Source organism: Lihuaxuella thermophila (assembly GCF_900110165.1).
GTDB lineage: Bacteria > Bacillota > Bacilli > Thermoactinomycetales > Thermoactinomycetaceae > Lihuaxuella > Lihuaxuella thermophila.
The window spans coordinates 44,951-58,982 of sequence record NZ_FOCQ01000017.1; the positions used below are offsets into that span (position 1 = coordinate 44,951).

At 49.8% G+C, this 14,032-nt stretch carries 11 protein-coding genes; 5 read left to right on the forward strand and 6 right to left on the reverse strand.

Features of this window, described 5'->3' with window-relative positions; genetic code table 11:
• Positions 1-38 precede the first annotated feature (38 nt).
• Positions 39-1,358: a glutamate-1-semialdehyde 2,1-aminomutase gene (locus tag BMW55_RS16405; protein ID WP_089972071.1), complete on the forward strand. Its 1,320-nt coding sequence runs from the start codon at positions 39-41 to the stop codon at positions 1,356-1,358.
• Positions 1,351-1,743, forward strand: a complete 393-nt coding sequence (locus BMW55_RS16410; protein WP_089972074.1) for a globin domain-containing protein — start codon at positions 1,351-1,353, stop codon at positions 1,741-1,743. The genes BMW55_RS16405 and BMW55_RS16410 overlap by 8 nt, the downstream gene beginning before the upstream one ends.
• A gap of 102 nt (positions 1,744-1,845) precedes the next feature.
• Here BMW55_RS16410 and BMW55_RS16415 read toward each other — a convergent pair whose 3' ends face one another.
• Positions 1,846-2,163 (reverse strand): hypothetical protein, encoded by a 318-nt coding sequence (locus BMW55_RS16415; RefSeq protein WP_089972079.1) that lies wholly within the window; start codon positions 2,161-2,163, stop codon positions 1,846-1,848.
• Between the two features lie 458 nt (positions 2,164-2,621).
• On the opposite strand from BMW55_RS16415, the gene BMW55_RS16420 reads away from it, so the two are divergent.
• The 3 genes from BMW55_RS16420 to BMW55_RS16430 all read left to right on the forward strand — a co-directional run bounded on the left by BMW55_RS16420 (position 2,622) and on the right by BMW55_RS16430 (position 9,305).
• Positions 2,622-7,124, forward strand: coding sequence for a glutamate synthase-related protein (locus BMW55_RS16420; protein ID WP_244527605.1), 4,503 nt, complete (start codon positions 2,622-2,624; stop codon positions 7,122-7,124).
• Between the two features lie 612 nt (positions 7,125-7,736).
• Positions 7,737-8,147, forward strand: a complete 411-nt coding sequence (locus tag BMW55_RS16425; RefSeq protein ID WP_089972082.1) for a MerR family transcriptional regulator — start codon at positions 7,737-7,739, stop codon at positions 8,145-8,147.
• 3 nt (positions 8,148-8,150) lie between these two features.
• Complete coding sequence (locus BMW55_RS16430; protein WP_139179528.1) at positions 8,151-9,305, forward strand: MFS transporter; 1,155 nt, start codon at positions 8,151-8,153, stop codon at positions 9,303-9,305.
• 183 nt (positions 9,306-9,488) lie between these two features.
• Here BMW55_RS16430 and BMW55_RS16435 read toward each other — a convergent pair whose 3' ends face one another.
• The 5 genes from BMW55_RS16435 to BMW55_RS16455 all read right to left on the reverse strand — a co-directional run bounded on the left by BMW55_RS16435 (position 9,489) and on the right by BMW55_RS16455 (position 13,875).
• Complete coding sequence (locus tag BMW55_RS16435) at positions 9,489-10,136, reverse strand: DUF2306 domain-containing protein (protein ID WP_089972086.1); 648 nt, start codon at positions 10,134-10,136, stop codon at positions 9,489-9,491.
• A gap of 72 nt (positions 10,137-10,208) precedes the next feature.
• Complete coding sequence (locus tag BMW55_RS16440; RefSeq protein ID WP_089972090.1) at positions 10,209-10,901, reverse strand: response regulator transcription factor; 693 nt, start codon at positions 10,899-10,901, stop codon at positions 10,209-10,211.
• Positions 10,879-12,381, reverse strand: a complete 1,503-nt coding sequence (locus BMW55_RS16445) for a sensor histidine kinase (protein WP_089972093.1) — start codon at positions 12,379-12,381, stop codon at positions 10,879-10,881. The genes BMW55_RS16440 and BMW55_RS16445 overlap by 23 nt, the downstream gene beginning before the upstream one ends.
• A gap of 16 nt (positions 12,382-12,397) precedes the next feature.
• Positions 12,398-13,147, reverse strand: coding sequence for an ABC transporter permease (locus BMW55_RS16450; protein ID WP_089972095.1), 750 nt, complete (start codon positions 13,145-13,147; stop codon positions 12,398-12,400).
• Positions 13,123-13,875, reverse strand: coding sequence for an ABC transporter ATP-binding protein (locus BMW55_RS16455; RefSeq protein WP_089972099.1), 753 nt, complete (start codon positions 13,873-13,875; stop codon positions 13,123-13,125). Before BMW55_RS16455 ends, BMW55_RS16450 begins: the two co-directional genes overlap by 25 nt.
• Positions 13,876-14,032 lie beyond the last annotated feature (157 nt).

Sequence of the window (14,032 nt, forward strand, 5' to 3'; positions counted from 1 at the left end):
GGTAAAATTGTATAGAGTAAGTAGAGGGAGGATTCCTGTTGAATATTCATCGATCGGAACACTTGTATAAAGAAGCGTTAGATGTGATCGTCGGGGGCGTAAACAGCCCTTCGCGTTCTTTCCGCGCTGTCGGAGGAGGCGCCCCCATATTTATGAAAAAAGCCCGGGGAGCCTATTTCTGGGACGAAGACGGCAACAGATATATCGACTATCTCGCCGCATTCGGTCCCATCATTTTAGGCCATGCCCATCCGGCTGTGACTTCCGCCATCATGGAGACGGCGGTGAACGGTGTTCTGTATGGAACGCCGACAGAGAAAGAAGTACGCTTTGCCCAACTGCTTCGCCGGTTAATCCCCTCCATGGAGCAAATCCGCTTTACAAACAGCGGAACAGAAGCTGTCATGACCGCGATCCGATTGGCCCGTGCCTACACAGGACGCGACAAAATCATTAAATTTGCCGGGTGTTACCACGGCCATTCCGACCTCGTCCTGGTGGCGGCAGGATCAGGGCCGTCGACCCTGGGCATCCCGGACAGCGCAGGAATTCCGGCCAGCATCGCCCAGGAAGTAATCACCGTTCCTTACAATCATCCGGATGCGTTGAAAGAGGCCATCGACGCCTGGGGTGATCAGGTTGCTGCCGTTCTGGTGGAACCGCTGGTCGGTAACTTCGGCATCGTTCCGCCTGCTCCCGGTTTCCTGGAGCAAGTGAATGAATGGGCTCATCAGGCAGGGGCCCTGGTCATCTATGATGAGGTGATCACCGCGTTCCGCTTCCACTATGGCGGTGTCCAAACATTGTTTAACGTGGAACCCGATATAACGGCACTTGGCAAAATTATCGGGGGCGGACTGCCCATCGGCGCTTACGGCGGCAAACGGGAGATCATGGAAAAGGTCGCTCCCACAGGTCCGATGTACCAGGCGGGAACCATGGCGGGAAATCCGCTCTCCATCTCCGCCGGAATGGCTTGCATTCAGACTCTCTCGCTGCCTGGGACTTACGAGCGGTTGGATCAAATGGGAAAAGAATTATGCGATGCCATCTCAATGCTGGCTGAAAAATACGGCATCCCCGTTACCATCAACCGGGTGGGCGGAGCATTTACCGTTTACTTCACCGATCAGCCCGTGGTGGACTACCAGGGAGCTCAAGCCGCCGACGGTGAGTTGTTCGCTCAATTTTTCCGCCTTTTGCTGGAAGAAGGCGTCTATTTGGCCCCGTCCAAATATGAGGCGTGGTTCCTCACCACCGCCCATACGGACGAAGATATCCAGTTTACCATCCGCGCGGTGGAAAGAGCTTTTAAAAAGATGAAGCCCCATCACAAGTCAGGTGAATCGCATGCATGAAATGACAACATTGTACGAAAAAATCGGGGGTGCGGAAAAGGTACGTCAACTGGTGGAGGCTTTTTATCCAAAAGTCCAGGCCCATCCCCTGTTAAAGCCCCTTTTTCCGGAACAGATCCGGCCGGTCATGGAAAAACAGTACATGTTTCTCACCCAGTTTCTGGGCGGGCCTCCGCTGTATACGGAGAAATACGGGCATCCGATGCTGCGCGCCAGACATCTGCCCTTTCCGATCACTCCGTCCCGCGCCAACGCCTGGCTGGAGTGCATGGATCAGGCGATGGACGAAGCGGGCATCACCGGACAGGAACGCGAAGAATTCTTTTCCCGTCTGGTTATCGCTGCCCATCATATGATCAACCAACCTGAGCCGGCATCGGAATAAACAAAAAGCTTCCCCCTTCTCTGCTTGTGGGGGAAGCTTTCTCTTATTGATTTATTTCAAACTCAACCACAAGACCATTCCGGCCATCCCGCCCCGGAGAAACTACTTGATGAGTCCGCGAATTCTCATGATGGCGATCGTCCTCGCCTGGTACTCCATCGCCTCCATCGAATCCGACTCTTTCCGCCCTTTCTTCTTCATACAATCGCGGCAAAAGGGAAGTTCATCCCCTTCCACCTGTACCAGGCAGATCTCTTTGCGGTGCTTAAAATCCCAACAGCATGAGCAAAATGCAATCAGACTTGTCAAGCTGGGATGGGGCCCCTTCATGATCAAATCTCTCAATTCCTCTTCAATCTCATCTGCCAACTTTTGAACCAGCTCATCTTTATGATTTGGCATCCCCGGCCATTCTTCCATTTCTCTTAACCCCTGATGAAATTGTCTGTAAGGATTATTTCGATCGGAGCGGTAGGATTTCCTCTGTCAAGAAGGGTCCATTTTTCATTTAAAACAAAAATCATTTCCATTGTGTTTCTTCATTCACTCCGGAAAGCAATTTATAAATATGCATTTCATTGTGTAAGCGTTTTCCAGTATCCGAAACGAATCAACTCCTATCTCTTAAGCATTCTTCCATCAACAAAGTGATTCTTCAACATTACAAAACCGCATAATTACGTGACAAATTGAATAAACATGTTATTCAATCCTTGTTTGCTGGCAATATTCGTGTTATTCTTTTATTACTTCCTATTTCGGATTCATTTTCTTTTCCCCGCGCATGAATTCATTTGCTCTTGCCCCCATCTTTCTTCTTTTTAAAGAAACCTCTTTTGCGACTGTTCTAATTCTTTGCCGGAGGTGAAAGGTCAACGATGACCGTTCCTATGAAAAACCACTTGGGCCGCTTTCAACATCTCACAGCCGATGAACATGACAGCTGCGGTATTATCGCTGTGATCGAAAAAGACGGCACCCCGAAGCGCCAAAATATGTTGGATACGATTGAAGCGCTGATCAAAATGGAGCATCGTTCGGGATTTATCAACGGTGAAGGGGACGGTTGCGGAATCCTGACGGATCTCCCCCGTGAGCTGTGGGCAGAAACATTGTCCCGTGAAGGTGTTTCCGCTGAGTTGGCTTTTGATCCCCGCTTTGTTGTCGCTCATGTGTTTTTGCCGAAACGAAATTCCGAAGCAGCGGATAGAGTCAAGGCTGAGATCATCACCTGTTTCAAGAAAAACGGGCTGCAAGTATTATGTGAAAAGCTTGACCAGGTAAACAGTTCCGTGCTTGGTAAAAACGGCCGGGCCGATGAACCCCACTTCTGGCAGGTCGCCTGTTTGGCCGACACGGCCGAAGATTTACCAAGGCGTTTATTCGATATGGTCGTTGAAGTGGAAAAACGGTTTCCGGTACAGATCGCATCTTTTTCTGATCGGACCGCCGTATACAAACTGATGGGAGCCGCCAACCTGTTGCCAAAGTATTTCCGCGATTTGAATCACCCCGCATTTCAATCGCTGGTCACCATTGGACATAACCGTTACTCGACCAATACCCTGTCCAACTTTTTCCGTGTCCAGCCTTTCTCGTTGTTGGGGCATAACGGGGAAATCAACACGATACGCAAATTGCGTGACGAAGCGGAAATGATCGGCGTCCCGCTTGCGGAAGGCAGCAGCGACTCACAAGATTTGAACCGGCTGATCGAAACCTTGATTCATCATTATGGCTTCAGCTTGTTTGAAGCGATTGAAATCGTCTTTCCGCCTATTATTCATGAAATCAAGCACCTTCCTGCGGAACTCCGGGACCTCTATATGTATTACCGGCAAACATGGGGACCATTTGCCCAGGGGCCTGCCGGAATCGTCTCCCGCTACGGGGATGAGTGCGCCTTCAGCGTAGATGCATTGGGACTCCGCCCTCTGTGGATGGTGGAAAGCGAACGCGCTCTCTTCTTCTCATCCGAACAGGGAATTTTGCCCGTTCATGAAATGGTGAGCGAACCCAAGCCACTGGCGCCGGGAGAGACGATCGGTGTGCAGCTCCTCCCTCACGCCCGGGTGCTCGCCCACCACGAACTGCAACAACTGGTTCTGGAAAGGACGCGTGAGCGCACCTGCTTCAGCGATTACCGGAAATATTTGTCCACCCCCAAAGGATGCGGCGTGCCGGGGGTCAAAACCGAACCGGCCACAGACCAGGCCTATGCCGCTTTTGGCTGGGAACGGGAACAAGTTCAGATGGTAGAGCAAATGGCGGATACAGGCGCCGATCCCATCCGTTCGCTCGGGCATGACGGTCCGTTGGCCGCTCTCGCCAAAGTGCGGCAAAATATTTCCGATTACATCAAAGAAAGCGTCGCTGTTGTCACAAACCCGGCAATTGACCGCGAACGGGAAATGGAGCATTTCTCCACACGCGTGGTGATCGGGAAGCGTCCGGCCCCTGGTGAGGCGACCGACCCGGATCCGCTGCGGGTGGAACTCCCTTCCCCCATTCTGGTCGAAGGCCATCTGGCCCCCGATGTTTGCGCGGAATTCTCCACCCTGTCGCTGGAGGAGCTGATCCAGCTCTATGCCGAACAAGGTTTAGTCACCCGGCTGTCCCTCTCATGTGCAAGAGGCATCCGGTGGGCTGACGCTCTTGACGAGCTGCAAGCCAAAGCCGTGGAAGCCGTGAAAAACGGAAAGGTCCTGCTGTTGCTGGACGACTCCGAGTGTCACCAAAACGACCGGCTCTATCTCGATCCGCATCTGGCCATTTCCATGGTGGACCAGGGACTGAAAAAGGCGTCCTTCTCCAGTGGACAAAACCTGCGCCGCCAGGCGAGCATCGTGGTGCGCTCAGGGGCCATGCGAAACCTGCACGATCTCGCCGTCGCAGTGGGACTTGGAGCCGATGCCGTTTCCCCTTATCTGATGTTTGGCACGATCGTGGAAAAGGAGAACAAAACCGCCGTCAACCTGTACGCTGCCATCAATAAAGGGCTGGAAAAAATCATTTCCACGATCGGGATCCATGAACTGCGAGGCTATGCCCGCCTGTTTTCCTCAATCGGCCTCAGCCCGGAAGTGGCTGATGTATTGGGAATTGTCAACTACTGCGGCTCCGAAAAGGCGGGCTTGTCATGGGAGCACCTTGAAAAAGATGCGGAAGAGCGTTATCGGGATTTTTCAGATTCCAAAGCCAAACCGGCCCGCCTCTTTCATCTCTGGCCGCGGATTTGGAAGTCGATCGGGCAAGTGGCGGCCGGCTCGATCCGTTACGAAGAGTTCGCCGAGAAATTGGACAGTCTCGAAAAGGAAAACCCGGTCAGCATCCGCCATGTAGCCGATCTGCGATTGGACGACCGCTCTGAGATCGATCCATCCGAAGTTGATTTGCGTGTGGGAGATCACGACCTGCCGATGGTGATCAGTTCCATGTCGTTCGGATCGCAAAATGAAGTGGCCTTCAGGGCGTATGCGGAAGCGGCGGATCGCCTCAATATGATCAGCCTGAACGGCGAAGGCGGCGAAATAAAGGATATGCTTGGCAAATACCCGAGAACCCGCGGACATCAAGTGGCTTCCGGCCGTTTCGGAGTCAATGTGGAACTGGCCAACTCGGCCAACATTCTGGAAATCAAAATTGGCCAAGGGGCCAAGCCGGGCGAAGGGGGCCATCTGCCCGGCAAAAAAGTTTCCCCTAAAGTGGCGGCAGCGAGAAATGCGACTCCCGGCAGCGATTTGATTTCGCCATCCAATAACCATGATATTTACTCGATCGAAGACCTGGCGCAGATCATCACGGAATTGAAAACGGCCAACAACCGGGCCAAAGTGATCGTCAAAGTGCCTGTCGTTCCCAACATCGGGACCATCGCGGTCGGCATCGCCAAAGCGGGGGCGGACATCATCACCTTGAGCGGATTTGACGGCGGAACCGGCGCAGCGCGCATCCATGCCCTCCAGCATGTCGGCCTGCCAGCGGAAATCGGGGTAAAAGCGGCTCATAACGCTCTGATCGAGGCAGGCATCCGCCATCAGGTGGAGCTCTGGGCAGACGGCGGGGTGAGAAGCAGTCTCGACGTGGTAAAGCTGATGCTGCTCGGGGCCAACCGGGTCGGTTTTGGAACCCTGGCTATGCTCGCAATCGGCTGTACCACCTGCCGCGGGTGCCATCTGGATACCTGTCACGTCGGAATCGCGACGCAGATCGAATCGGTGGAGGAAGCGGAAGAGCACGGTTTACGCCGCTTCGTGCCCCGCGATTTCGATCTGGCTGTCGATGGCTTGATGCGGCTCTTTACCGCCTTCGGCGAAGAGATCAAACGACTCACCGCCAAACTGGGCTTCACACGTGCGCAAGACCTTGTCGGCCGTTCCGATCTCCTTGTACAAACGAGGGAACTGGAGAAATTGGACCTGACCGACCTGCTGCGCGTCACCTCGGCAGACTGGGCGCAAGTGCCGGTTGAAGCCTCGCAAGAAGCGTATTCCACTCCCGTTCTGGTGGCCGCCGGAGCTGAACACGCCACGGACACGTTCAGCTTTAACCAGCCGGTTTCCCGGTCGTATTCAGGCATCAACAGCGCCAACCGCGTCATGTTGAGCGATATCTCCGGCGCCCGGGTGCGGAACCGCCTCGATGGCAGCTACCGCTCATTACCGGAAATGAACTTTTCGATCACGGAAGGTTCTGTACCGGGTAACGGGTTTGCCGCTTTCCATGCCGACGGCATCCACGTAACCGTTCATGGCGGAGCGCAGGACGGTGTCGGAAAAACAGCCTTTGGCGGACGGGTCGCCATCCTCAAGTCGCCAGGCAGAAACAGACAATTCATCAACGGTTCAGTTGGAAAAGGATTCTGCTACGGCGCGCAAAAAGGGCTGTTCATCGTTCAAGGCAATGCGGATTCCCGCGCGGGAATCCGTCTCTCCGGAGCCGACGTGATCATTGCCGGCGAAATAACAGAGCCGCTCTGCGACGAACTGGGCATGATTGCCAACCGGGCCAATATCAAAGGTTTTGCCTTTGAATATATGACAGACGGCCGTGCCGTTGTCCTCGGAGATCCCGGCCCGTGGATTTGTTCCGGCATGACGGGCGGTGTCGTCTACCTGCGGCTGCAACCCGACATGGGTCTGGATGAAGCGGCCATCATGCGCCGGATCGCCAAGGCAGCAAAAGTATCGCTGGAGCCGCTGGACCAAAAAGGCGTTCAGGACCTGAACGAGTTGCTCGGCGCTTACCTGCAGGAGCTGATTCGTTCCGGCCAGTTGGAAGAAGCGGATAAGGTGGAAAAACTCTTGCAACATCCGGATCAACATTTTATCCAGATCATCCCGAACAAACAACAGGCCGATCAATCCATCGCCACCGAATAATGTTAGCCGAATCCCTCTTCTCACTCAAAGAAGGGGGATTCTTTTTATACGAAAATGACAAAATCCGTATTTTCATCCATGGTGATGGACGTCAGGCCATGACGGATCTTGTGGATGTGTGATGATTAAGTAAGAGTTTTTGTGATTGTGCTTCGGGGCGGTCGGCCGTGTTGGGCTCCGTGCTCTATAGGCCGGCAGAGAAATAAAAAACTGTCCGCTCCGGACTCTCACTACGGGCGCGGATCAAACTCGCTGTCACTAAGGACATGTGATCCCCTCCCCTCCGTTTGAGGCCTCCGCTGAATACAGCCTCAAAGGCACTTCGGCCAATCATGGCCTCCCTGCACGATTTTACCTTTCTCTTTCAGTGATGTATCAAGTCAGCCCGATTTCTCAGCCGGATCGACGAGTAAGCGAAGGAATTTGTTTTCCGGTGGAGCGACTCTGCCACAGCACCCACGCGGAGACGGAAAACAAATTCCGGAGCGGGCTTAAATCCAAGGTGGTGACAAGCTGCCATTTCCGTTTTTACGGGAAGACAATCCAACATAAACGTTGACGTTAACGTAAACTTTATTTATGCTAGAGATGAAGTACAGGAGGGGACAGGATTTGAAATGGTACAAGATTGATGAAGTAGCCAGGGAGACAGGGCTGACCAAACGCACTCTCCGCTTTTATGAAGAAATCGGCCTGATCAAACCCCCGGAGCGGAGTGAAGGAAAGTTCCGCCTGTATTCGGAAGAGGATATCAACCAGATTCACAATGTCATACTGGCAAGAGAGGTACTGGGTTTCTCCCTGCAAGAGCTGCAACAATTTCTGGCTTTAAAAGAGACGATCCGGAAACATACCGAAAGCAAGGATGAAATCCCTCCGGGTCAATTGACTGAGATCGCCCGCAGTCTGGAAGAACAAATCCTTATGCTGGAAAAAAAAATCAATCGAATGCAGTCGTTTAAAAATGAGCTGAACGAGCTGTTAACCCATTTACATGAAACGATCCCAACAAAGGAGGAATAACCCATGACGGATCAGGTCATGCGCCGGGGCCGCAACATCACGGTTTTTGCCACATTTTTGGCGTTCATGGGCATCGGTGTCGTCGATCCCATCCTGCCCGTGATTTCAGAACAGATCGGCGCCTCTCACTGGGAAGTGGAGATGCTTTTTACGGCCTATATATTCACGATGGCCCTGATGATGATTCCGTCCGGACTGGCCGCCGTAAAATTTGGCGACAAAAAATTGATGGTGGCCGGTTTGGGGATTGTGACCGTATTCGCCCTTCTGTGCGGGAGTTCTGATACCATCTTCCAGCTCTCCCTGTTCCGTTCGGGTTGGGGACTTGGCAACTCCATGTTTTTCTCCACAACCATGACCCTGCTGATCGCCCTCTCGGGTGAAGTGAGTCAAGCGGTCGGTCTGTACGAGGCCGCAATCGGGCTTGGAATGGCCGGCGGGCCGCTGGTCGGCGGCATTTTGGGAGGTTTCTCCTGGCGATATCCCTTTTTTGCCACCGGTCTTTTGATCTTCACGGCTTTTCTGCTGGTGATCTTCCTGGTTCCCCGTCCGGAAAAAAAAATACAGCGGAAAACGGCGGGATGGAGAGAGCTGGTGCATCTGCTTTCTTACCGTCCCTTTTTGCAAGGGGCTGTCTCTTCCATGCTTTACTTTTATGGATTCTTTGTCGTTCTGGCCTATTCCCCGCTGGTCATCCATTTAACCGCGATCCAGATCGGATTGGTGTTCTTTGGTTGGGGACTTCTGCTCGCCTACGGTTCGGCGGTTCTGTCGCATCGCCTGGAGAAAGCATATCCGCCCAAAACCCTGATTCCTTACGGACTGTTGGCATTTGCCGTCTTACTTGTGCTGTTTTTCCTGATTTCTGTCATCTGGGTGCAAATCACATTAATCGTCCTGTCCGGTTTGATTTCCGGGTTGAATAACGCGCTGTTTACCAGCTACATGATGGAGGTATCCCCCTATGACCGCGGAGTCACCTCCGGGGTATATAATTTTGTGCGCTGGATCGGCGCGGCCGTCGCTCCGATCCTGTCGGGATTGATCGGTCATGCCCTGTCACCGCACATGCCCTTTCTCATTGCCGCTGTAGTGGGACTGTTCGCCTTTCTGTTCATCCTGATTCCCGTCAAACAGCCCGCTTCTGAGCTGAAATAACAGATTGAAGCCAAACACTTCCCCCTTCCAAATTTGAGCTGACTTCTACTGGAATGACCCCATAAGCTTCCGTACGAACGATCAAGTATAAGGGAAGGAAGCTTATGGGGTCATTTTTATGATTGTTGGCGGGATGGCCCGGAGCTTGCCCAAACGGATCCTCTCCCGGTTCGTTGATTACGTTTATGAAGGAGAGCTGTTCGTCTGCTTTTTGAGGATCAGCCATTCGGCAAATAACAGATTGAGAAGCAGACCGATCCAGATATTCACTTCCAATATGGTGGATATCATTTGTTCCCGTCCGCCGGCAAGTGTAAAGCCGTGGAAGCTTACATAAGCCAATATACAAACAGGAACGATGAGACGTGCGGTGATGGCTGCTAATGTAACGGCATAATTTCTGATCATCCAGATCCTGTGTTCTTCATAACGCTTTTTTAGAATCAGACGATACCCTTTCCATCCGGTAAATAACCATAACAATCCTAATGTCAGAAAAGCCATGGCTTTAACAAAACTATCCGCATATATCGTGATGACCAGAGCGATCATTCCGCTTAGAAATACGCTGACAAAATAGATTCTTCCAAGGGATCGGTGCATATGGGGATATTGGATCCGAACACGTTCGATCAATTGTACGAAACCGGTGATGAGTGCGATAAATGCCAGGAAGATATGAGTAACCAGCAAAGGATAGTGCAGAGAAAAAGATGGATTTAACTGTATTCTGCTCTTTGAGGGATCTAAAGTGACATATGGGGATATGATGAAAATCCCGACACCCAGACAGATCATGACTAAGAAATACCAACTCATTTTCTTCTTCATGATTATAAATATTCTCCTTTTACCATGGATAACCGACTAAACGCCTTCCAATATTCATTGAAAGACGACTGCCTAAACATTGAACCGATAACCAACGCCCCAGATCGTTTCAATATATTGGGGATTAGACGGATCAACCTCGATTTTTTCCCTTAATTTCCTGATATGAACGGTTACTGTAGCCACATCGCCGGCAGCATCCATTCCCCATATGCGTTCAAATAAATGTTCCTTGCTAAAGACCCGATTGGGATTTTTAGCCAAAAAGTACAGTAAATCAAATTCCTTGGAGGTAATCTTTACTTCTCTGTCATTGACATAAACTCTGCGTGAAGCTACATCAATGAAAATTCCCCTGATCCGGAGGCCTTCATTTTTCTTCTGCTCTGTAACACCTGTTAACCGCTCATATCGTGTAAGGTGGGCTTTCACTCTTGCCACTAACTCGCTTGGACTGAACGGCTTGACAATATAATCATCCGCCCCCAGACCCAGTCCCCTGATTTTATCGATCTCTTCTTTTTTGGCGGTGACCAGCAGAATGGGGATGTTTTTTTGGCTGCGCACTTGTCTGCATATTTCAAAACCGTCCATTTCCGGAAGCATGACATCCAAAATGATTAAATCATAGGGAGTTTGAAGCGCCTGCTGCAACCCTCTTTTCCCTGAGCATTCAATATCCACACGAAAACCGTTAACCTCCAAATAATCCCTTTGGAGCTCTGCAATACTGGGTTCATCTTCAATAATCAGAATCTTTTTCATTCGTGACACCCTTTTTCGATTCAATGACCTTTTTTAGCGTAAAAGAGATCACCGTTCCTTTGTTTGGTTCACTTTCTGCCCATATCTCGCCACCATGCTCTTCGATGATCTGCTTGGCGATGGCAAGCCCCAGACCGCTTCCCCCGGTAAGCGTACTTCTTGATTTGTCTGTCCGGTAAAATCGATCGAAAATATAGGGCAAAGCTTCCGGATCAATTCCGGACCCGTTATCTTCTATCTGAATCCTTACTTTGTCATCCAGATCCGCGACATTTACAGAGATGCGGCCATTGGTTTTGTTCATATATTTGACGCTGTTTCCGATCACGTTCATGATGACTCTTTTTAATTTTTCGCGGTCGGCAATCACACAAGCAGGCCCGATGTTCTTTGTCAGGCGAATCTCAATCCCGTGCTTTTCCAAATCAAATTTAAGCTCTTCAATACTATCGCTCAGATATTCCATGATTTCCACATGTTCAAAGGTAAACGGCAATTTTTTCAAATCCAGCTTGGAAAACAAGAACAGCTCATCAATTAATCGATCCATATCCTCCGCTTTTCTGGCGATGATCGAGAGGTATTTCTCTCTCTTTTCATCTGTATCCGCCACTCCGTCCCTAATTCCCTCTACATATCCTTTAATCGCAGTAATAGGGGTTTTTAAATCATGAGAGATATTGGAAAGCAATTCTTTTCGATTCTCTTCGTATTGAAGTTGCAGATCAATGGACTCTTTTAGCTTTTGCCGCATTTTTTCAAAGGCCAGGCTCAGTTCTCCCAGTTCATCGTTGGATGTGGGGGTGATTTGAAAGTCTAAATTTCCCTCTTTTATCCGTTCGGTTGCACGTTTCAAGGTGTTGAGAGGTTTAAGAATACTTCTGGAGACCAAATAAGTGAGCAATCCGTTGGTAAAGGCTAACACAAGAAGTAAAACGACAATAATAACAGGAAAAAACCTTCTCGCTATATGAGCAAACGGGCTCAAATCCCGTAAAATATAAATGCTCATCTCTTTATGATTTTCCGTCAAAAAGTGATATTGTTTATAAGAATACCGGCGCTGGCCGATTTTGATCTGTTCACGATCATGGTTATTCTTGCCGGCTAACAGAGCACGGATGATCGAAGGATCTTTCAAAGAGGGGGATGTATAAACCAACCGGTCTTCTTTGCGGATGATCAGCCCGGATCGGATTCTGCTTAACTTCCGGTCCATCTCCCTCAAAAACTCAGGATCTTCCAACTTCTGCGGCGCATACTTTGCAACATACGTTAACTCGGTAAAATAAGCCTCATCCGCGTTCATCAAGTTTTTGATCGATTGGGGCCCCTTAAAATCCACTTGATAATCTTCGGTAATATTTTCTATGTCGCCGATAAATGCCAGACCGATGATAAATAAGGCGAACAAAAACAAGAATACCGGAACGATCAACATGGCGATATAAGAAATCAACAATCTCACACGAATCGACAAATACATCCCCTGCCGTTCAAACTTCTTTGATCTCAAATTGATACAGCCCTATTGTAAAAAACAGGACCAGGCTTGATAAGATGACGAGAGTGATATGGATCAAATCGTTTACGGGCACTGAGCTGTTGATCCATAACGAATGCCAGTCTGTATACGAGGTGAATAAGAAAGCCTCAAGTGAGGGAAAGAACATGACGGCAATTTTAGCAATAAAAAACAACATCGTACACAAGGCAAATGCACTGCCGGTATGATTCAAGTACTGCCCGATAAATACAGCAAATATTCCCAGCGTCAACATCGGTATAAAGTCGATCGCATATGCCAGCAATACTTGCAATAATGCATTGAAAGATGCGCCATGGAACATCAGACTTCCTGCTGTAACCGAACCTATTCCGATCAATCCCAACATCAACATGACAAAGATCCCCATGGCCAGGACTTTGGATGCATACACTTTCCATCGGGTGATGGGACGGACTAACGTCAGCTTCAATGTTCGTGTTGAACTCTCACCCACAAACAGTTCAATGGAAACCATAAAGATAAACAACGGTAAAATGGTGGTCGTCAACCAATCCAACACCAAAAAAGAAAAATCCGTTCCCGAGAAGATACGAACCCCCCATCGATGTTGGGTGTAATCGAGTATGCCGGCGAGGACGGCCGGAATGAAAAGGGCAAATCCGAGCATGCCTTTTGTTTTTCTTTGTGCAAAGATTTTTTGGATTTCATTGATTACATTGACGTAGAGAACTGACACGATTCCATCCCCCTTGCCTTCCGAATCTGCGCCATATAGAAATCTTCCAATGATTCATTCGCATTCATCATGTCTGAAGCCAGTCCGCTGGCGATCAGTTTTCCATCATAAAGAATGCCGATCCGGTTGCACATCCGCTCCATTTCATGAATGGAGTGATTGCAAATAAAGAATGTGACTTGCTCTTCTTTGGCCAGCTTCTTAACTATATTTCTGAAGTCAATCATCCCTTCAATATCCATACTGCTGGTGGGTTCATCCAGGATCACCAGCTCCGGATGGGAGAACAAGGCGGCTGCCAAAGCGAGACGCTGTTTCATCCCTGAAGAGAATTCTTTCACTTTCTCATGTCTAACCTCTTTTAAGCCTGCCAGCTCCAACACTTCATCGATCCGCGATGAGGAAATGTGGGGATAAAAGCGGGAAATCATCTGCAAGTTTTGAAATGCAGTCATATATTCAAAGGAATTGCCGGTTTCGACGATGCATCCGACTTTCTCCATCGCTTTTTCAAACTGTTTGCTAACCTCATATCCAAAAATATGAACCTCCCCTTGATCCGGACTGCACAACCCGGTGATCGCTTTGATGAGAGTCGTTTTTCCGGCGCCGTTAGGGCCGAATAAACCAAAAATATCTCCTTTATATACAGTTAAATCAATATGAAAAATACCCCTGCCATTCCGATAGCACTTGGTTAAACCTTTCATTTCTAAAACCTTTTCCATCTTTTTCTCCTTTGTTCTAACAGGTAGTGTCTGAAACAGACGCTACCTGTTAGAGATTTGATGATTCGCCTTTCCGATCACTGATGCGCCCGGCACCGGGATCAACATCATCGCGACCAGCAAGGAGACGGGGATGTCCAATCAACGGATGATGTCT